Origin of the sequence: Intestinibacter sp., from assembly GCF_034113885.1 — a bacterium.
In the GTDB taxonomy this organism is placed as follows: domain Bacteria; phylum Bacillota; class Clostridia; order Peptostreptococcales; family Peptostreptococcaceae; genus Intestinibacter.
Genome location: NZ_JAXEWM010000134.1, coordinates 1 through 20,387, shown reverse-complemented (window position 1 = coordinate 20,387; position 20,387 = coordinate 1). Strand labels below are relative to the sequence as shown.

The following is a 20,387-nucleotide window of genomic DNA, read 5'->3' as shown; positions in this document are numbered from 1 at the left end:
TTATTTCTTTATTTTTCTTTAAATAATTTACTAAATCATTTTTTACTTTTTCATACACTTTTTTATCTAGGAATTGTTCATCATTTATCTTTTGAACAGTTTCTCCTATTAAAGCCTCAAAAACCTCTTTATAAAATTTATCTTTTCCACAAATCTCTTCCTCTGTTAAAAGCGAGCTTAATCCATTTTTTCTAAATTTATTTTCAATTTCTTTTTTTATTTCTAACTGCTTTTTATTAAAGCACACTTCAAAATCGTAGTTAGATACTAAATTTTTTTCAATTTTGATTTTTTTATTTTGAACCATTTTATTTAATATTACATCCATATCTTTTACTTTTAAATTATTGTCAGCTCTAGATCTAAGCTCTTCCTTTAAAATACCATTTCTAAGTCTATATCTTTTATGGTAATCGTTTAAAATTTCTACTATCCTTTGGCATAATTTATCGTACTGATTTATATGCATATAATATTTATTTACTTGGACAACCTTGTTATCTTGTATTAAAGCATCTAGTTGAAATTTTATATCTTCTTCATTGTCACCTGTATAGCTTATTAAATCCTTTAAAGTTATGTAATTAGCTAATTTTAGCTTTAGATACTCTTCTATTATGTCCTTTAATTCTCCTCTTTCCTTGACTTTCAAGGCTTCAATTACTTTTTCATCGTATATCTTGTGCTTTTTAGGAGCTGTATCTATTATAACTCCACCACCTATTGTCTCCATAGGCGAATAGGATCTAATTATAAATCTATCGCCTTTTTTAGCTACGATTTTATCTTCAAGTCTGAGTTGAGCGTATCCGCTTTCTCCGTAAGATATCTGATTTTCATTTAAGGGAACTATTCTACATAGAATCTCCCTTGTTCCGTGGAAAATTCTTATTCTATCCCAGTGCTTTAAGCTCTTTTTAGCATGCTCTACTAGAGATATATTTACATCTATCATCATAGACTCTTCTACTGAGCCAGTAGCTGCAATTACATCTCCTCTTTGTATTTCACTGACCTTTATATTAGATAGATTTATAGCTGTTCTCTGACCTGCATATGCTGTATTCACATCCTGTCCATGAACCTGCAAATTTCTGACCTTTACAATCTTTTCGGTCGGATATATAGTGAGCTCATCGTCTAAATCTATCTTTCCTTCAATTAAAGTTCCTGTTACTATAGTTCCAAATCCCTTAAGCGAAAAAACTCTATCTATACTCATTCTCGATGGTGAATCGATTTTCTTTTCCTCTATATTTTCACTTAATTCGTCAATTTTCGCAATCAATTGGTCTAGTCCTCTTTTAGATACAGAGTCGACTTCTACAACAGAAGCTTTTTCAATAAATAATCCCTTTACCTTTTCCTTTATATCATCTTTGACTAATTCTATAAATTCCTGATCTACTAAGTCGCATTTAGTCAAAACAATTATTCCATTTTTGACATCTAAATAATTTAAAATATCTAAATGCTCGATAGTTTGTGGCATTACACCTTCATCAGCTGCTATAACCAATAAAACAATATCTATACCACACGCCCCAGCTAGCATATTTTTTATAAATTTTTCATGTCCTGGAACATCGACTATACCGACTCTTTTATTGCTAGGCAAGTCAAAATATGTAAATCCTAGATTAATAGATATTCCCCTTTGCTTTTCTTCTTTTAAATTATCAGTTTCCCTACCTGTAAGAGCCCTTATCAACGTTGTTTTTCCATGGTCTATATGCCCTGCTGTTCCTACAATTACATTTTTCATTCCAAAGAAGTCCCCCTCAAAATTTAATTAAAAACTTTCTTTAATTCCTTTATTATAAAATCAAATTCATTCTCTTCTATAGTTCTGACATCTAAAATATATTTATCTTCATTTATTCTGCCTATTATATGTGACTCACTATTTCTAAGTGTCTTTTCTAGATAAGATACGCTAAATTTATTTGGTTTAATCGCAATTGTGTATGTATCTAGCTTTTCAAGTGGCATTGAGCCTCCCCCTACTTGAGATACATCCTTTTGTTTTTCAACAGCTGCATCTATATTTAAATTTAGGATTTTATGTAAAAGTAAATCAGCCTTTTTATCTAGTTCTTCTAATTTACAAGTAATCATCTTTAAAGTTGGAATATTTTCTATAGCATCCTTTTCATCTAAATATATTCTCAATGTAGCTTCTAAAGCTGCTATCGTCATTTTATCAACTCTCAATGCCCTTGTAAGCTGATTTTTTTTCATTTTTTTTATGTATTTTTTCTTGCCGACTATAATTCCAGCTTGTGGACCTCCTAACATTTTATCTCCACTAAATGTAACTACATCTGCTCCTTTTTTGATTGAATCTATTACAGTAGGTTCGTATGACAATCCGTACTTAGATAAATCTATAAATACACCACTTCCCAAATCCTCAATAATAGGCAATTCTCTAAATTCCTCTTCCTGTTTTAATTGATCAATTTCGACAGATTCCGTAAATCCTAAAATTTTGTAATTGCTCGTATGTACCTTCATTATAGCTTTAGTATTTTCGTTAAATGCTTTCTTGTAATCTCTTATATGTGTTTTATTTGTGGAGCCGACCTCTACTAATTTTCCGCTACCTAGCTCCATAATACTAGATATTCTAAAGCTTCCACCCACTTCCACAAGCTCACCTCTAGATACTATAATCTCTCCATCCCTAGCCAATGTATCGAGAACTAATAATACAGCCGCAGCATTATTATTTACAACTAAAACATCCTCTGCCCCTGTAAGCTCTTTTATAATTTCTACTAAATGATCATATCTAGAACCTCTTTGTCCCTCTGATAAATCGTACTCCAAATTGCTATATCCAAATGCAATATTTATTAACTCATCTTTTATCTTTGGACTGAGTCTAGATCTTCCTAAATTAGTATGTAAAATCACTCCTGTGCCATTTACAACCTTTTTAATAGACAGCTCAAACTTGTCCTTTACGCAATTTATTATATCTGAAATTAAATCCTCTTCTTTTATATCAAATGAATCTATATCCTTTTCATCTAGAAAAATAATCTCTTCTCTCTTTTGATTTATTTTTTCTCTTATAGATTCTAATATTAGTTTTCTCGGGTAGCAATTTATTAAATCCTCTATTCTAGGATTTGATAAAATTTTATCAACTGAAGGCAATTTTGAAAAAGCTTGATTTTTTTTCAAAGCTATTCACCCCTTTAAATTTGTTATTTTTTTAATTATATAATTTGTTATTTTTTATATAAATTAACATTTTATTTTAATATATATTTTATAATTTTCATATTAATAATTACTTCTTTATTTTAAAATTATAATACTTAATTCGATAATTGCTACTATAAATTTTTAAAATTTAAAATAAAGTTGAAATTTTACAAATAAATTGCTATTATTAAATTGTTATTATAATTTAATATTTGGGAATGGATGAGTGCTGGTGTGCTCTCTAGTCTTCAAAACTAGTACGAGGGGTTAGGAGCCTCTTAGGTGGGTTCGATTCCCACCCTTTCCCGCCATTTTGCAAAAATACTAAATAATTATTACAAAATATTACAATTTTACATATATTACACTATTTTATAGCAATTCTATAATTTACATTATTTGTTTTTATAACAACAGAAATTTTTACTATAGAATTATATTATATAATTATCATATTTTTATAATTACTTTTTTAAAAAATTTTAATATAAATTTATATTATATATCAATTAACACTTTAATCGCGATATACCAATATAAATTTTATATATTCCACCCAAAATTAATTAATTAAGGAGGTAAAACAGTATGGAAAAGAAAGTTTTGACGACTTGTCCTTACTGCGGCGCAGGATGTCAATTTTACCTAGTTGTTGACAAAGAAAAGAATCAAATTCTAAGAAGCGAACCTGCAAACGGTAGACAAACGGTAGAACAAATCAAGGTACACTTTGCTTAAAAGGCCATTATGGATGGGATTTCCTAAATGACCCTCAAATTTTAACACCTAGACTTACTAAACCTCTAATAAGAAAAAATGGGGTTTTAGAAGAAGTCGAATGGGAAGAAGCGATTACTTACACTGCAGATCGCTTAAATGAAATCAAACAAAAATACGGTCCTGATGCAATCATGGGTACAGGATCTGCCAGAGGACCTGGTAATGAAGCAAACTACATAATGCAAAAATTTATGAGAGCCGCAGTTGGTACTAACAATGTAGACCACTGCGCACGTGTCTGACATGCTCCTTCTGTAGCCGGTCTGGCTTACTCATTAGGTAGTGGAGCAATGTCTAACTCTATACCAGAAATTGAAGATGCTAATTTATTATTAATATTTGGATATAATGGAGCAGATTCACACCCAATCGTTGCAAGAAGAATTGTAAAAGCAAAAGAAAAGGGTGCAAAAATAATAACAGTTGACCCTAGAGTCACTGAAACAGCGAGAATTTCTGATATGCATTTACCTATAAAAGGTGGTACTAATATGGTACTTGTTAATGCATTCGGAAATGTTTTAATTAATGAACATTTATATGATGAAAAATTTGTAAAAGAACATACAGATTACTTTGAAGAATACAAGAAAATAGTTGAACCTTATACTCCTGAATACGCAGCTAAATACACTAATATACCTGCTGATATAATCAGAAAAGCTATGAGAGAATATGCAAACGCAAAAGACTCTATGATACTTTACGGTATGGGTGTCTGTCAATTCTCACAAGCAGTTGATGTCGTTAAAGGTTTAGCATCACTTGCATTACTTACAGGAAACCTTGGTAGACCTAATGTTGGTATAGGTCCTGTTCGTGGACAAAACAACGTTCAAGGTGCTTGCGATATGGGTGCATTACCAGATTCATATCCAGGATACCAAAAGGTAACTAATCCTGAAGTAAGAGCTAAATTTGAAAAGGCTTGGGGTGTCAAACTTCCTAGCGAAGTCGGAGTTAAATTAACAGAAGTTCCTCATGCAGTATTAGAAGAACATAAAATAAAAGCTTACTACATCTTCGGTGAAGATCCAGTACAAAGCGACCCAGATGCTTCAGAAGTAAGAGAAGCACTTGACGCATGTGAATTTGTAGTTGTTCAAGATATATTCATGAACAAAACTGCACTTCATGCAGATGTTGTATTCCCTGCTACATCTTGGGGTGAACATGATGGTGTTTATTCTTGTGCTGATAGAGGATTCCAAAGAATCAGAAAAGCAGTCGAACCAAAAGGCGACGTAAAAACTGACTGGCAAATAATTTGTGAAGTTTCTACTGCAATGGGTTATCCAATGCACTACAACAATACTAAGGAAATTTGGGACGAAATGAGAAGCTTAACTCCTAGTTTCTTCGGTGCAACTTATGAAAAAATGGAAAAATACGGCTGTATCCAATGGCCATGCAGAAGTGAATCTGATGATGATAGAGGTACTATGTACTTACATAAAGATGGTATTTTCTCTACTGATAACCATAGAGGTAAATTATTCGCAGCTGAATGGAGACCTCCATACGAAATAGAAGATGAAGAATATCCATTTAGTTTATCTACAGTAAGAGAGGTTGGTCACTATTCAGTTAGAACAATGACTGGTAACTGTAGAGCACTAGCCCAACTAGAAGATGAACCTGGATATCTTCAAATAAACGACCAAGATGCTGAAAGACTTGGTATAAAAGAAAATGAAATTATCAGAGTAAGCTCTAGAAGAGGTAGTGTTTTAACAAGAGCATTAGTTACAGATAGAGTTCAACCAGGTGCTACATATATGACTTACCAATGGTGGGTAGGCGCTTGTAACGAACTTACTATCGCTAGTCTTGATCCAGTTTCAAAAACTCCAGAGTACAAATACTGTGCTGTTAAGGTTGAAAAAATAGAAGATCAAGCTTGGGCTGAACAATGTATCAAAGACACTTATCAAGATTTAAAGGATAAAATGTCTAATAAAAAAGCTTAGCCTGTAAATTTAAATGTGAACTATACTATCGAGAGGTGGAGAAATTATGAAAAATAAATTAGGTTCATTTGTAGTTGCTGACCCTAGTAAATGCACTGGCTGTAGAGCTTGTGAAGTTGCTTGTTTCGCTACTCACAATGAAAATAATAACGTAGGATTTACAGTTGGAACTGTTGAAGTTCCTGTAATACCTAGACTTTATCTAGTAAAAGATGAAGCCGTATGTATGCCAATACAATGTAGACATTGCGAAGATGCTCCTTGTTTAAATACATGTCCAGTCAAAGCAATTTCTAGAATCGATAATTCAGTAATTGTCGATGAAGTTAAATGTATCGGATGTAAAACATGCTTACTTGCTTGTCCTTTTGGAGCTATAGATTTAATGACTCAATATATAGATGGTAAACCTGTAGAACAAAGAGCAATTGATGAAAGCAATAAAATTGCTTATAAATGTGATTTATGTAAAGGTAAAGATAAAATAGCTTGTATAAATGCTTGTCCTAATCAAGCTTTAAAACTTGTCACTCCTTTAGAAGATAAAAAAGCTAAAAATATAAAAGCCGCTATGAGCTTATTATCAACTAATAAATAGGAAAAGGAGGATGAATCAATCCCGATAAATGTGTCGTATGTGGACAATGTGTTCAAGTCTGTAAATCATATGCATCTGTTATAGATTATGGACCAGAATTTGTACAAAACAAAAAAGAAGAAAGAAAAGTACCTGAAGTTATAAACGAACCATTATTTGCAGCAAACAATGTATGCGATGTTGACAAAGTTAAAGCTGCTCTAAAAGATCCTACTAAAATAACAATGGTTCAATGCGCTCCAGCTGTTAGAGTTGCACTTGGAGAAGAATTCGGAATGGATTTAGGTTCTTTAACTCCAGGAAAAATGGCAGCTGCTTTAAAAGCACTTAATTTTGACAAAGTTTACGACACAAACTTTGCAGCAGATTTAACTATAATGGAAGAAGGAAATGAATTAATCAAGAGAGTGACAAATGGTGGAACTCTACCTATGTTTACTTCTTGTTGTCCAGCTTGGGTTAAATTTATGGAAGATAATTATCCTGAACTTACAGATCACTTATCTTCTTGTAAATCACCTCAACAAATGGCTGGTGCAGTATTTAAAACTTATGGTGCTAAAATAAACAACATAGACGCAAAAGATATATACAGCGTTTCTATAATGCCTTGTACATGTAAAAAATATGAATGTGATAGACCTGAAATGAATTCAAGTGGATATAGAGATGTAGATGCAGTTTTAACTACCAGAGAGCTTGCTTATTTAATAAAAGATGCAGGTATAGATTTTAACACTCTAGAAGAAATCGAATTTGAAAGTCCACTAGGTATTTACACTGGTGCCGGTACTATATTCGGTGTAACTGGTGGTGTTATGGAAGCAGCTCTTAGAACTGCATACGAAGTTATAACAGGAGAAGAAATTCCAAGTATAGATATACCTGCTGTAAGAGGCTCTGAAGGCTTTAGAGCTGCAGAAATACAAATCGGAGATTTAACTCTAAAGGTAGGTATTGTAACTGGTCTTAAAAATGTAGTTCCTGTTTTAGAAGATTTAAAAGCAGGAAAGCTTGATTTAGATTTTATAGAAGTTATGACTTGTCCTGTAGGATGTGTAAGTGGTGGAGGTCAACCAAAACTATTATTAGAAGAATATAGACAAACTGCATATGAAAATAGAACTAAAGCGACTTATGTACATGATGCTAATTTACCTCTTAGAAAATCTCATACTAATCCAGAGATTACTAAGATATACTCAGAGTTCTTAAAAGAACCTCTAGGAGAAATTTCTCATCACTTATTACATACTAAATATTGTATTGGAAAGGAAGTGACTAAGTAATGAATTATTTCGTAGTTGCTGATCCAATAAAATGCATTGGTTGTAGAACTTGTATGATTGCCTGCGTTGTAGAACATAGTGAAGAAAATATATTCCATCAAAAACCTGAGGATATAAACTTCAATCCTAAGCTTGAAGTCGTTAAAAATGCACAAGTTTCTGCACCTATTCAATGTAGACAATGCGAAGATGCTCCTTGCGCGCAAAGGCTTGTCCTCAAAACGCTATTAGTAGATCAAACAATGCTATAGTTGTAGATGAAAAGAAATGTATAGGATGTAAAAACTGTATGCTAGCATGCCCATTTGGTGCAATTAACTTAAACGATACTGAATCTGGTCATACTGTAGATTTAGAAAATATTCCAGACGATAAACTTTTCTGTATCGAAAAAATGGTAGCTAATAAATGCGATCTTTGTAGCGGCTCTGAAAACGGACCTGCCTGTGTAAGAGTTTGTCCAACTGCTGCATTTAAAATTATCCATGAAGAAGATATTACTTCTTCAATCAAAAACAAGAGAAAAGCTACTGCCGCTGGAATAAACAATATTTAGAAAAATACGATTTCTAATATGCTTAAAATAAGCTATCAAGTGTTTTTTAAATAAATATTTAAAACCCACAATAAGAAGGGAGATCAAAAATAGATTTTAATCTATCTCTGATCTCCCTTCGACTCTATAGAAATTCTTTATAAAAGTACTACTTCGACCTTCTGTCCTTTGTTTAGAGCTAAAGTCCCTGGCTTTATATCAACTAGACAATTGCAACCTATCATAGAAGATAACATTCCTGATGAATGACCTCCATTTTTAGGAAGATATACTTCTCCATCATCGTAAATAGCCCTTATAAATCTTCTTCCTCTACTCGCTTTTAAGAAATCATCTTGCAATATAGCTTGTTTTTTCTCTTCTTTCAAATCTGGATCTTTTAATAGTTTATATAATAATGGTTTTCCCATCAATTCAAATGTAGCGGCCGCTGCAAATGGATTTCCTGATAAGCAAAGTAAAGGCTTATTTTGATAAAGTGCATATATAGCAGGTGTCCCTGGCTTCATATTTACTCTCCAGAAAATCTTTTTCGCATTTAAAACTTTTATAACCTCGTGCATAATATCCTTTTTACCTACAGAAACTCCACCTGTAGTAAATACTACATCTATAATATCTATAATTTTTTTAATTTCATTTGCAATTAAATTTTCATCATCACCTAAAACTTCAGCCATGACTACTTCACAGCCTAATTCTTCTAGTCTAGAGGCTATCATTCTTCTATTGCTGTCATAAATTTTACCTTCAGCAAGACTTTTTCCTCCACATACAACCTCGTCACCTGTACTTATCAAGGCTACCTTTGGTCTTCTTATTACCTTTATATTTTCGTATCCCATAGATGCTATCACACCTATATGTATATTGCTTATTTTTTCTCCTTTTTGTATTAATCTACTGCCCTTTTGTATATCCTCACCTTCAAAACAGTAGTTTTGGTGGTGCTTTACTTCCTCATATATTTTAACTGTATCCATGCCATAATCAGTAGATTCTTGTCTTATTACACAGTCACATCCTTTTGGCAATTTTGAACCTGTCATGACTATCACAGCCTCATTTTTGCCTAGCTTTTTATGTGTATATCCTCCAGCAAGTATTTCATCTATAACCTTTAATTTTACTGGATTTTGTTTGCTTGCACCCTTAATATCCTCTGATCTTAGAGCATAGCCATCTAATGGCGAACGATCAAAAGGAGGCTGATTAATTGGTGCAATTATATCTTCTGCTAAGATCCTACCTCTAGCATTTTCTATACTTATTTCTTCTACTTCATCTATGGCTTTAACAGAATCACAAATCAATTTTACAGCTAATTCAAGCTCTATACCTACCATATTTATCCCTCCCAAATTTATCCCTCCCAAAAAAAATGCTATATAACCTATTATTTGAAAAAATAGAAAATATAGCATTATTAATAAAAGGTATTTTATATACCTTTTTTGCATAATTTTCTCCTTTTCAAACAACGGATGGCCACAACGTTTCCATTGTAACCAGAAGCAATTTTTTAATCACTTGGCTCGACATCATAGATTTACTCCTTAGATGTTTTCGCTCGGAGACTATTCAATTTTTAAGCTTCTTTCATATCTGCAATATTTTTAATTCCACCCGATAATATGATTTCTTCCACCCATAAAATCAACTATCGAATTTAAATATCACATATATCTCGAACTTTGATTTAATTTTAACATAACAAATACTTTTTTTCAGTTGTATAAATAACTATATAGGCAACTTTTACTATATTAAACTAGCCAGCACCTATATTTTCTAATATTTATAGGTACTGACACCTAATTACTTCTTGATTTTAAAATAAATTTTTAACACTTGTTCTATGCTTTTTCTACTTTTACAGCACAAACTTTGTATTCCGGTATTCTTGCATATTTATCTAATGCAGCATTTGTCAACCAGTTACAGTTTCCATCTGGGAAGTGGAATGGCATCCAAGTTTCACCTGGAGATACTTTTGTTCCAACACGAGCAGTTGTTTCGATTTCACCACGTCTTGAAGAAACTTTTACTCTATCTCCATCTTTAACTCCTATAGCTTCAGCATCTTTTTCATTCATTTCTATAAATGATTTACCAGCTATTTGCATTAAACCTTCAGTTTTACCAGTCATTGCTCTTGTAGTGTAATGATATAGTATACGTCCAGTCATTAATATAATTGGATATTCATCATCTGGCAATTCGGCAGATGGAATGTATTCAGCTGGATAGAACCAACCTAATCCTCTAGTAAATTTACCAACGTGCATTATTGGAGTTCCTGGATGATCTTTAGTTGGGCAAGGCCATTGTAGTCCGCCTTCTCTATCAAGTCTTTCATGGCTTATACCACCAAAGCTTGGAGTTACTGAAGCTATTTCATCCATTATTTCAGCTGAAGTTAAATGAGGTTGTGGATATCCCATTCTATTCATTATGTCTATGAATATATCAGTATCTAATCTCATTTCACCTTCTAATTCTACAGCTTTACGTACTCTTTGAACACGTCTTTCTGTATTAGAGAATGTACCTTCTTTTTCAGCATAACTTACACCTGGTAATATAACGTCGGCATATTTAGCAGTTTCAGTCATGAATAATTCATTCATTACGAAGAAATCTAAGCTTTCTAATGCTTTTATAACGTGGTTAGTATCAGGGTCAGTTACTATTGGGTCTTCACCGAAGATATAAAGTCCTTTAATTTCTCCTTTTATTATAGCAGGGAATACATCTGTTGCATGTTTTCCTGGATTAGGATTTAATTTAGTTCCCCAAGCTTTTTCAAATTTAGCTAATACTTCTGGATTAGAAACTTTTTGATATCCTGGGAAATCTCCTGGCATAGCACCCATGTCACAAGCACCTTGTACGTTGTTTTGTCCACGAAGTGGGTTAACACCACAACCTTCTCTACCTAATTTACCAACTAACATTGCCATATTTGACATTGACATAACACCTTCAGTACCAGTTGAGTGTTCTGTAACTCCTAGACAGTAGATGATTGGAGCTTTGTCAGCTTTAGCATACATTATAGCAGCTTTTCTCAAATCATCTGCATCTATATGACAGATTTCTGCAACCTTTTCTGGAGTATAGTCTTTAACTATTTCTTTTATTTTTTCATAACCTTCAGTACGTTCATTGATGAAGTCCATATCTTGAAGTCCTTCTTCTATGATTACGTGCATAATACCATTAGCAAATGCAACATTTGTACCTGGTTTTAATTTTAGATGTATATCAGCTTTTTTAGCTAAATCTATATCACGAGGGTCAACTACTATAAGTTTACAACCTCTTTGTACAGCTTGACGTATTTGCATACCGACAACTGGATGTGCTTCTTCTGGGTTAGATCCAACTAACATTATAACGTCTGGATTTTTAGTTATATCTTCGATTGGGTTAGTCATCGCTCCTGAACCTAAAGTCATAGCTAAACCAGCAACTGATGCAGAGTGACAAACACGAGCGCAGTTATCTACGTTATTTGTTCCAAATGCACAACGAACTAATTTTTGCATCATGTAGCAATCTTCGTTAGGTGAACGAGAACAAGCAAAACCTGCTAATGCGTCAGAGCCATATTTTCTTTTTATTTCTAAGAATTTAGAAGCTACTAAATCTAATGCTTCGTCCCAAGTAGCTCTTTCAAATTCTCCTGTTTCATGATTTTTGATTAAAGGGTATTTTATTCTTTCTTTTGAATGAACGAAATCGAAACTTCCTGAACGACCTTTAACGCATAGTAAACCTTTATTTGATGGACCATCTGCTGCTTCAACATCAACTATTTTATTATTTTTAACTAATAAATAATATTGACATCCTGTTGCACAGTGTGGACAAGTAGTCAAGACCTTCTTATCTATTTGATATTTACGATAATTCTTTCTTCTCTTCATTGTAAGAGCGCCTGTTGGACATGCTTGAACACAGTTTCCACAAGATTCACAGTTAGTATCTGTTAAATCTACATGGAAAGGAGTTCCTATGGCAGAATCAAATCCTCTTTCCATAGTATCTATTGCTCCACGTCCAACTATCTTATGACAAGTGTTTACACATCTATGGCATAAAATACAAAGGTTTGGATTATATGTGAAGAATGGGTTACTATCATCTATTGGTAATTCAGTTTGTTCACCTTCATAAGTAGTTCTTTCTATGCCATATTCATAACATAAATCTTGAAGTTTACAATCTCCATTTGATGGACAAGAGAAACAATCAGTTTTATGGTTTGATAATAACATGTCTAGAACATTTCTTCTTGCATTTCTTACTTTTTCACTGTTTGTAGTTACAACAAGTCCTTCAGCAACTTGTGCAGTACAAGCAGTTTCCATTTTTGTTCTTCCTTTATTTTCGATTTCTACCATACACATTCTACACGAACCATCTGGTAACAAATCTTTTATATAGCATAAAGTAGGTATTTTAATGCCAACAGATTCTGCAGCATGTAAAATTGATGTTCCTTTTTCAGCCTCTACAGCTTTACCATCTATAGTTAAACGTACCATCTTATTTCCTCCCTTATTTATATAAGAAAATCTAATTTGCTTATATATTATAAAAACTAATTATATATTTTGGGAAAGTATCACAGCATCAAAACTGTGATACAATCCAATATAATTTAGTTTATATAAATTTTCATCGAGTATCTTTAATTTACACTATTTATTTCTAATGTAATAAACTCATGTTTAAGGGTACGTTATTTGCTTTATATATGATACATATAACATACTTTATACTGATTCAACTTTTCTATGCTTTTGTAATTTTAATAGCACATACTTTATATTCTGGTGCTTTTGCAAATTTATCAAGAGCAGCATTTGTCAACCAGTTACAGTTTCCATCTGGGAAGTGGAATGGCATCCAAGTTTCACCTGGAGATACCTTAGTTCCAACAACTGCAGTAGTTTCTATTTGACCACGTCTTGAAGCAACTTTTACTTTATCACCATCTTTAACACCTATGGCTTCAGCATCTGCAATATTCATTTCTATAAATGATTTATTAGCTAGTTGCATTAAACCTTCAGTTCTACCAGTCATAGCTATAGCATTATAGTGATATAATATACGACCAGTCATAAGTATAAATGGATATTCATCATCTGGTAATTCAGCAGATGGAATATATCTAGCTGGATAGAAATATCCAAGTCCTCTAGCAAACTTACCTACATGTAGTATAGGTGTTCCTGGATGATCCTTGCTTGTACATGGCCATTGTAAACTTCCAACTTCATCAAGTCTCTTATGGCTTATACCAGCGAAACTTGGAGTTAATGAAGCCACTTCATCCATTATTTCAGCAGAAGTTAAATAAGGTTGTGGATATCCCATTCTATTCAATAAATCTATGAATATATCTGTATCTAATCTCATTTCTCCTTCTACTTCTACAGCTTTACGTACTCTTTGAACACGTCTTTCTGTATTAGAGAATGTACCTTCTTTTTCAGCGTAACTTACACCTGGTAATATAACATCAGCATATTTAGCTGTTTCAGTCATAAACAATTCGCTCATTACTAAGAAATCTAAGCTTTCTAACGCTTTAATAATATGATTAGTGTCTGCATCAGTTACGACTGGATCTTCTCCAAATATAAATAGACCTTTTACGTCTCCTCTTATGGCAGCTGGGAATACTTCAGTTGCTTTTATACCAGGTTTTGGATTTAATTTAACTCCCCAAGCTTTTTCAAATTTAGCTAATACTTCTGGATTATCAACTTTTTGATATCCTGGGAAATCTGTAGGCATAGCACCCATATCACAAGCACCTTGTACGTTGTTTTGTCCACGTATTGGGTTAACACCGCAACCTTCTTTTCCTAATTTACCAACTAACATTGCCATATTAGACATTGACATAACACCTTCTGTACCAGTTGAGTGTTCAGTAACACCTAAGCAGTACATGATTGGGGCTCTGTCAGCTTTAGCATACATTCTTGCTGCTTTTCTTAAATCATCAGCATCTATATTGCATATTTCAGCAACTTTTTCTGGAGTATAATCCTTAACTATTTCCTTAAGTTCTTCGTAACCTTCAGTACGAGAATTTATAAAATCTAAATCTTGAAGTCCTTCTTCTATAATTACATGCATTATACCATTAGCAAATGCAACGTTTGTACCAGGTTTTAATTTTATATGTATATCAGCTTTTTTAGCTAAATCTATATCACGAGGATCTACTACTATAAGTTTAGTTCCATTAGCAACAGCTTGACGTATTTGCATACCGATAACTGGATGTGCTACTTCTGGGTTAGATCCAACTAACATAATTAAATCTGATTTCCCTGTTGTATCTGCTATTGTGTTAGTCATGGCTCCTGAGCCTAGTGTCATCGCAAGACCTGCGACAGTTGGAGCATGTCAGACACGAGCACAGTTATCTACGTTGTTGTTGCCAAATCCACAACGAACTAGTTTTTGCAACATGTATATATCTTCGTTTGTTGAACGAGAGCATGCAAAACCAGCTAACGCATCTGTTCCATAATTTTTCTTTATATCTAAGAATTTTGTTGCTACTAAATCTAATGCTTCATCCCAAGTAGCTCTTTCAAATTCTCCTGTTTCCTTATTTTTTATTAAAGGATATTTTATTCTATCTTCTGAGTGAACGAAATCAAAACTTCCTGAACGACCTTTAACACATAATAAACCTTTATTTGATGGACCATCTGCTGCTTCAACATCAACTATTTTATTATCTTTAACTAATAAATAATATTGACATCCTGTAGCACAGTGTGGACAAGTAGTTAAGACTTTCTTATCTACTTGATATTTACGATAATTCTTTCTTCTCTTCATTGTAAGAGCACCTGTTGGACATGCTTGAACACAGTTTCCACAAGATTCACAATTAGTTTTTTCCCAATCTACATCAAATGGTGTTCCTATTTTTGAATCGAATCCTCTTTGCATAGTGTCTATTGCTCCACGTCCTACTATTTTATGACAAGTATTTACGCATCTATGACATAAAATACAAAGATTTGGATTATATGTAAAGAATGGGTTAGTGTCGTCTATTGGTAATTCAGTTTGTTCTCCTTCATAAGAAGTTCTTTCTATACCGTATTCAAAACATAATTCTTGAAGTTTACAATCCCCATTTGATGGACATGAGAAACAATCAGTTTTATGATTTGATAATAACATGTCTAGAACATTTCTTCTTGCATTTCTTACTTTTTCACTGTTTGTAGTTACAACAAGTCCGTCAGCAACTTTTGCAGTACAAGCAGTTTCCATTTTAGTTCTGCCCTTGCTTTCTATTTCTACCATACACATTCTACAAGAACCATCTGGTAATAAATCTTTTATATAGCAAAGCGTAGGGACTTCAATTCCAACGCTTTCAGCTGCATGTAAAATACTAGTTCCTTTTTCAGCTTCAACTTGGATTCCATCTATAGTTAATTTAACCATACTATTTCCTCCTTAAATTATTATTTTTGTCAAATTTTAATTCGTCTAATCATTAAATTTTATTAATCTATCATATTATTAAATTTAAAATATATTTAATTTTTTTTATTTATTTTTCGTATCATATTATCTTATAATTATTTTTTATAAAATTGTTTTTTATTATGGAATTTTATATTTGTAAATATGTCTATTCAACATATACAGCATCAAATTTACATCCTTCAAGACAAGCACCACATTTAATACATTTAGTAGTATCGATTTCGTGTGGTTGTTTCTTTTCACCAGTTATAGCACCTACTGGACAATTTCTTGCACACTTAGTACAACCTTTACATTTATCTGGATCAATTTTGTAAGATTTTAATGCTGAACATACGTGAGCTCTACATTTTTTATCAATTATATGTTCTTCATATTCATCTCTAAATAAGTCTAATGTACTTATAACTGGAAGTGGAGCACTCTTACCAAGACCACATAGAGACATAGTTTTTACTGTATTTGCAGTTTCTTCTAGTTTATCTAAGTCTTCTAAAGTACCTTTTCCTTCAGTTATCTTTTCTAAGATTTCAAGCATTCTCTTAGTTCCTATACGACATGGAGTACATTTACCACAAGATTCTCTTTGAGTGAAACTCATGAAGAAACGTGCAACGTCAACCATACAACTGTTTTCATCCATTACAACAAGTCCACCAGAACCCATTATAGCGTTTAATTTTTTAACTGAGTCGAACTCTAATGGTAAATCTAAATGTTTTTCAACTAGACATCCACCAGATGGTCCACCTATTTGAACAGCCTTAAATGGAACACCGTCTTTAACACCGCCACCTATATCGTAGACGATTTCTCTTAAAGTAGTTCCCATTGGAACTTCTATTAATCCTGTATTATTAACGCTACCTGTTAAGGCAAATGCTTTAGTACCTGGGCTTCCTTCTGTACCAATTGTTCTAAACCAATCAGCACCATTTACAATTATCATAGGAACGTTTGCATATGTTTCAACGTTGTTTAATACTGTAGGTTTTTCAAATAAACCTTTTTCAGTAGTACGAGGTGGTTTAACTCTTGGCATACCACGATTACCTTCAATAGAAGCAGTTAATGCACTACCTTCACCACAGACGAAAGCTCCTGCACCTCTATTTATATGTAATCTGAAACTAAAGTCAGTTCCTAATATATTATCTCCAAGTAGTCCACATTCTTCAGCTTGTGCTATTGCTATTTTCAAACGTTGAACTGCTAATGGGTATTCTGCACGGACATATATATATCCTTCTGAAGCACCTACTAAGTAAGCACCTATCATCATACCTTCAATCATCTTGTGAGGGTCACCTTCCATGATACTTCTGTCCATGAATGCACCTGGGTCACCTTCATCTCCATTACATACTACGTATTTTTCAGGTCCTGGTTGTTTTGCAACACTTTCCCATTTCTTACCAGTTGGGAAACCAGCACCACCACGACCTCTAAGTCCAGATTTCAACATTTCGTTTAATCCTTCTTCTTTAGTCATGTCGAATAAAACCTTTTCCAAACCTTTATATCCACCAACTGCTATGTATTCTTCTATATGTTCTGCATCTATATGACCACAGTTTTTAAGAACTATACGAGTTTGTTTTTCATAGAAAGGTATAGATTCTTGGCTTATATAAGATTTACCATTTTGTTTGTAAACTAATCTGTCTATTACATTTTTGTTTAATATTGTTTCATTATAGATTTCTTCACAATCTTCAAGTTGAACTTTTACATAAAGTATATTTAAAGGTTCAATTCTCATTAAAGGTCCCATTTCACAGAAACCATGACATCCACTTTTCTTAACTTCTGGATGTGGAACATGTCCTTCAAGTGTTACATCTACATTGTCGTTGTCTCCAACTAACTCTTTCATTTTTTCGTATATTAATTGTGATCCACTTGATATACAACCAGTACCTCCACAAATTAATATACGTATAGGAGTTGCGTCAATTTTCGCTTTTGCTTCTTTACGAATAGCTTCTAATTGTTCTCTATTTTCTATTCTTTTCATATTATTCGCACTCTCCTTTTTTAAGCTCTTCAATTATTTCTATTGCTTTGTCTGGAGTCATCTTTGGATGTACTTTGTCATTTACAGTCATGACTGGAGCAAGACCACAAGCACCTAAACATGATACTATTTCTATAGTAAATAGCATATCATCAGTTGTATTTTTTCCATTACCTAAACCTAGATGTTTTTGTAATGCTTCTCTTACTGGAACTGATTTACGTACGTGGCATGCTGTACCATCACATACTTTAATAACATATTTTCCTTTTGGATCAAAAGAAAAGTTTTCATAAAATGTTGCAACGCTGTATGCTTTTGCTAGTGGTATTCCTAATTTATCTGCAATATAAGAAAGTAATTCTCCTGGCAAATAACGATACTCAGCTTGCACATCTTGTATAACTGGAATCAAAGAACTGGCTTTAGGGTCATGAACTTTGATAATTTCATCTGTCTTGTCATAATAAGACTGATCTAGCATATTGTCCCCCTCCTTAATTATTTAGAAATAGACTCTTGCGAATTAAATAATTTGTTGAATTTACAATAATAAGCAAAATTTATATCAAAGAGATTCCCCCACTTATACTACAATTTAGTTAGCAAATAAAAAACAGAATAAGGAGGAAAACTCTATGATAACTTTAAAAAATCAATCAACTTTTAATAATTTTTCAATATTATATTCCAAGGCTACGCCTAGTTTCTTTTATCTTTTTGAAAAATATATTCAATTACATAATATTATTCCAGAATCTGTTAAACAAAAGTATTATTCAACCGTAGGTTCAAAAAGAAAATATTCTTTAACTTCTATGATTAAATTCTTTATTTTAAAAAACATTTTAGGTATTTCAACATTCTCTACTCTTTTAAGATTTCTATCTCTTTCTAAAGAATTGAGAGATTTTTGTGAGTTTGATGATCTTCCTCATGCATCTCAAATATCTAGATTTTGTACAAGGTTTTCTAAAGAAGTTAATCAAATTCTTCATGTTTTAGTAGAAATAACACAACCTATGTTAAAGGAAATTGATCCCTTTTTATCATCAATTTTAATATCTGATACTACTGGATTTGAGGTATATGTTAAGGAAAATAACCCTAAATTCTATGCCAATTTACTTAGAATAAGTAAAAATTTTGGAAAATTAAATGACATAGAAAATTTTAATCCAGAAAAATATGCACAATCTCAATATCCTAAATATGCTTATGCAAATCCTGAAATTCATTTATCTTATCTCAATTCACACTTTGGATTTTTTGTTAAAAGCAATATTGTAACAGACGGTTTAGGAATTATACGTCATATTGATTTTTATGATGAAGAAATGGATTTTTCACTTAATCCAAATTCAGCCAAGGACAAATATGATTCAAAAACTCTAATTCCTGTATTAGAAAATTATTTTTCTTTGCACCCAGAGTATAAATATAAATATTTTCTTGGTGATGCAGGCTTTGATTCTTGTGACAATTATGAGTACTTAATCAAAGATAAAAATATAAGTCCAATAATACCTTTAAATCCGCGAAATCAAAGTAATTTACCTAAACCAAACTTTACTCCCGAAGGGATTCCAACTTGCCCTCATTATTCTACACTAGAAATGAAGTTTGATGGAATCACTAGAGAAAAAGGACGTTCAGATCGTCTAAAGTATATTTGCCCTAAATCTAAAAAGTATAAAATTGATGGCCATACGGCCTATAAAGTAAGTTGTAATAATCGTTGCACTAAATCCAAATGTGGAAGAATTGTTCAAATTTGTATAAATAGTAATTATCGATTAAATACTCCTGTTCCTAGAAATACTCAACGTTGGAATGATTTATATAAAATTAGAACAATTTGTGAAAGAACTATATCTCAACTTAAAATATGTTTTAATTCAAAGTATTCATTTATTAGAAATACTAACTCTATGAAAACAAATATTTTATTTGCAGCAATTACACAACTTGTTACTGTCATTTTAGCTTATAAATCAAATGATTTTTCAAAAATCAAATCGATAAAATCTCTAATTGCATAATCTAAAAAAATACTATTTTAATAGTTTTATTTGTGCTGCGCAAATTTAATAATTTTAAAATTATTAAAAGTTCATTGATGCTTATTCTTATAAATTTGTAAAATTATAAATTAATTCTGCAAGACCCTATATTTAGAAAAAATATTTTTAAATATAATATTTCCACATACCATTATATTAGTCCAAATCTCCGATAAATTTCTACAATTTAAAAAAAATTTTATATAAAAATTTTTTTAAATTGCAATATCAAATTGAACTATTTTTTCTGTGATATTAAAAATACACCTGAAATCAATTTGACAATAACCACATAAGCGTAGCTTTGAATTTTGGAAGTTTAATGCTTTTCAGCCTTTACGAAACTTCTAAAA

Annotated in this window: 12 protein-coding genes, 1 tRNA gene, 1 pseudogene and 1 riboswitch; of the genes and pseudogenes, 7 read left to right on the top strand and 7 right to left on the bottom strand. The window is 32.1% G+C overall.

Features of this window, described 5'->3' with window-relative positions; translation table 11 throughout:
- Positions 1–1,765, bottom strand: a 1,765-nt coding sequence (gene selB, locus SPD90_RS08330) for a selenocysteine-specific translation elongation factor (RefSeq protein WP_320924914.1), incomplete at its 3' end; no start/stop codon positions are given.
- 23 nt (positions 1,766–1,788) lie between these two features.
- On the bottom strand, positions 1,789–3,192 hold the full coding sequence (gene selA / locus SPD90_RS08325) for an L-seryl-tRNA(Sec) selenium transferase (protein WP_320626587.1): 1,404 nt from the start codon (positions 3,190–3,192) through the stop codon (positions 1,789–1,791).
- Positions 3,193–3,430: 238 nt separating this feature from the next.
- Here selA and SPD90_RS08320 point away from each other — a divergent pair.
- The 6 genes and pseudogenes from SPD90_RS08320 to SPD90_RS15235 all read left to right on the top strand — a co-directional run bounded on the left by SPD90_RS08320 (position 3,431) and on the right by SPD90_RS15235 (position 8,409).
- A tRNA-Sec gene (locus SPD90_RS08320) sits at positions 3,431–3,527 on the top strand.
- Positions 3,528–3,804: 277 nt separating this feature from the next.
- Positions 3,805–5,966, top strand: a pseudogene (gene fdhF, locus SPD90_RS08315) (formate dehydrogenase subunit alpha).
- A 46-nt stretch (positions 5,967–6,012) separates the two neighbouring features.
- The gene (locus SPD90_RS08310) at positions 6,013–6,564 is read left to right on the top strand and encodes a 4Fe-4S dicluster domain-containing protein (protein WP_320623817.1); all 552 of its coding nucleotides are present in this window, start codon (positions 6,013–6,015) and stop codon (positions 6,562–6,564) included.
- Between the two features lie 14 nt (positions 6,565–6,578).
- Positions 6,579–7,853 (top strand): [FeFe] hydrogenase, group A, encoded by a 1,275-nt coding sequence (locus SPD90_RS08305; protein WP_331680131.1) that lies wholly within the window; start codon positions 6,579–6,581, stop codon positions 7,851–7,853.
- On the top strand, positions 7,853–8,104 hold the full coding sequence (locus SPD90_RS15240) for a hypothetical protein (protein WP_331680545.1): 252 nt from the start codon (positions 7,853–7,855) through the stop codon (positions 8,102–8,104). The genes SPD90_RS08305 and SPD90_RS15240 overlap by 1 nt, the downstream gene beginning before the upstream one ends.
- Positions 8,050–8,409 carry a 4Fe-4S binding protein gene (locus tag SPD90_RS15235; RefSeq protein ID WP_331680544.1) on the top strand — a complete coding sequence of 120 codons (360 nt, stop codon included), beginning with the start codon at positions 8,050–8,052 and terminating at the stop codon, positions 8,407–8,409. The genes SPD90_RS15240 and SPD90_RS15235 overlap by 55 nt, the downstream gene beginning before the upstream one ends.
- A 137-nt stretch (positions 8,410–8,546) precedes the next feature.
- Here the strand turns inward: SPD90_RS15235 and SPD90_RS08295 are convergent, their stop codons facing one another.
- The 5 genes from SPD90_RS08295 to SPD90_RS08275 form a co-directional block, all read right to left on the bottom strand.
- Positions 8,547–9,770: a molybdopterin molybdotransferase MoeA gene (locus SPD90_RS08295; protein ID WP_320623819.1), complete on the bottom strand. Its 1,224-nt coding sequence runs from the start codon at positions 9,768–9,770 to the stop codon at positions 8,547–8,549.
- Between the two features lie 89 nt (positions 9,771–9,859).
- A riboswitch (molybdenum cofactor riboswitch) is annotated at positions 9,860–9,997 on the bottom strand.
- A gap of 268 nt (positions 9,998–10,265) precedes the next feature.
- A complete protein-coding gene (gene fdhF, locus SPD90_RS08290) occupies positions 10,266–12,962 on the bottom strand; it encodes a formate dehydrogenase subunit alpha (RefSeq protein ID WP_320924913.1) in 2,697 nt (898 codons plus the stop codon).
- Positions 12,963–13,212: 250 nt separating this feature from the next.
- Complete coding sequence (gene fdhF, locus SPD90_RS08285) at positions 13,213–15,909, bottom strand: formate dehydrogenase subunit alpha (protein WP_320625690.1); 2,697 nt, start codon at positions 15,907–15,909, stop codon at positions 13,213–13,215.
- 190 nt (positions 15,910–16,099) lie between these two features.
- Positions 16,100–17,971: an NADH-quinone oxidoreductase subunit NuoF gene (locus SPD90_RS08280; RefSeq protein WP_320924912.1), complete on the bottom strand. Its 1,872-nt coding sequence runs from the start codon at positions 17,969–17,971 to the stop codon at positions 16,100–16,102.
- Between the two features lies 1 nt (position 17,972).
- On the bottom strand, positions 17,973–18,455 hold the full coding sequence (locus SPD90_RS08275) for an NADH-quinone oxidoreductase subunit NuoE family protein (protein ID WP_320924911.1): 483 nt from the start codon (positions 18,453–18,455) through the stop codon (positions 17,973–17,975).
- A gap of 154 nt (positions 18,456–18,609) precedes the next feature.
- Here SPD90_RS08275 and SPD90_RS08270 point away from each other — a divergent pair, with 154 nt between their 5' ends.
- Positions 18,610–20,013, top strand: coding sequence for a transposase (locus SPD90_RS08270; protein ID WP_320924910.1), 1,404 nt, complete (start codon positions 18,610–18,612; stop codon positions 20,011–20,013).
- The last annotated feature ends 374 nt before the right edge of the window (positions 20,014–20,387 follow it).

Excerpts from the sequence above, each read along its gene's own strand:
- SPD90_RS08310 (WP_320623817.1), top strand. The coding sequence starts at position 6,013 with ATGAAAAATAAATTAGGTTCATTTGTAGTTGCTGACCCTAGTAAATGC.
- SPD90_RS15240 (WP_331680545.1), top strand. The coding sequence starts at position 7,853 with ATGAATTATTTCGTAGTTGCTGATCCAATAAAATGCATTGGTTGTAGA.
- fdhF (WP_320924913.1), bottom strand. The coding sequence starts at position 12,962 with ATGGTACGTTTAACTATAGATGGTAAAGCTGTAGAGGCTGAAAAAGGA.
- SPD90_RS08280 (WP_320924912.1), bottom strand. The coding sequence starts at position 17,971 with ATGAAAAGAATAGAAAATAGAGAACAATTAGAAGCTATTCGTAAAGAA.
- SPD90_RS08275 (WP_320924911.1), bottom strand. The coding sequence starts at position 18,455 with ATGCTAGATCAGTCTTATTATGACAAGACAGATGAAATTATCAAAGTT.
- SPD90_RS08270 (WP_320924910.1), top strand. The coding sequence starts at position 18,610 with ATGATAACTTTAAAAAATCAATCAACTTTTAATAATTTTTCAATATTA.